Below are 1258 nucleotides of genomic sequence, written 5' to 3'. Positions count from 1 at the left end.
TGATCTTACCCAGCAATAGTGGACACGCGACTAAGTGAGTAAACTCTCAACCAGAGGTGACTCACATGACAAAACCAACATCAACCACCAAAAAGCCACGCAAGCAGCACACTCCTGAATTTCGTCAGGAAGCCCTGAAACTGGCTGAACGCATTGGGGTGGCAGCTGCCGCCCGCGAACTTAACCTGTATGAATCACAGCTCTACAACTGGCGAAGCAAACAGCAAAATCAGTTCTCTTCTTCTGAACGCGAGCAGGAAATGTCCGCTGAGATCGCCCGTCTGAAACGTCAACTGGCAGAACGGGATGAGGAACTGGCCATTCTCCAAAAGGCCGCGACATACTTCGCGAAGCGCCTGAAATGAAGTATGTCTTCATCGAAAAACATCAGGCTGAGTTCAGTATCAAAGCCATGTGCCGTGTACTTCAGGTTACCCGTAGTGGCTGGTACATCTGGTATCAGCGTCGTTATCAGGTAAACCGGCGTCAGCAGTTCCGCCTTGTCTGTGATAACGTCGTCCGGGAAGCATTCAGTGACGCAAAACAACGCTATGGAGCGCCACGCCTGACGGATGAGCTTCGTGCCCAGGGTTACCGCTTCAACGTGAAAACCGTGGCTGCCAGCCTGCGTCGTCAGGGGCTACGGGCGAAAGCTTCACGAAAGTTCAGTCCGGTCAGTTACCGCGAACATGGTCTGCCAGTCTCAGAGAATCTGCTGAAGCAGGACTTTTACGCCAGCGGCCCGAATCAGAAGTGGGTGGGTGACATCACGTATCTTCGCACTGGTGAAGGCTGGCTTTATCTGGCCGTGGTTATCGATCTGTGGTCGCGGTCAGTCATTGGCTGGTCGATGTCCTCACGGATGACAGCACAACTTGCCTGCGATGCGTTACAGATGGCGCTGTGGCGGCGTAAACGTCCGGAAAACGTCATCGTGCATACAGACAGAGGCGGTCAGTACTGTTCAACGGATTACCAGAGCTTGCTGAAACGCCACAATCTGCGGGGGAGTATGAGCGCCAGAGGTTGTTGTTACGACAATGCCTGTGCGGAAAGCTTCTTCCATACGCTGAAGGTGGAATGTATCCACGGAGAGGACTTTGTCAGCCGGGAAATCATGCGGACAGCAGTGTTTAATTATATTGAGTGTGATTACAATCGGTGGCGTCGTCACAGTGCCTGTGGCGGTCTTAGTCCGGAACAATTTGAAAACCAGAACCTCGCTTAGGGTTGTGTCCATATTACGCGGGTAGGATCA

General features: G+C 52.6%; 1 protein-coding gene. It reads left to right on the top strand.

Annotated features, from left to right (window positions below):
* The first annotated feature begins 65 nt into the window (after nucleotides 1-65).
* A protein-coding gene (locus GF617_RS26860) for an IS3 family transposase (protein ID WP_203452776.1) occupies nucleotides 66-1228 on the top strand; the annotation gives its coding sequence in 2 pieces (ribosomal slippage) (nucleotides 66-327 and nucleotides 327-1228; 1164 coding nt in all).
* Nucleotides 1229-1258: the final 30 nt, after the last annotated feature.

The organism is Lelliottia sp. RWM.1 (assembly GCF_016859735.1).
GTDB lineage: Bacteria > Pseudomonadota > Gammaproteobacteria > Enterobacterales > Enterobacteriaceae > Enterobacter.
The sequence above is the reverse complement of the archived record's forward strand: the minus strand, read 5'-3'. Positions and strand labels throughout refer to the sequence as shown.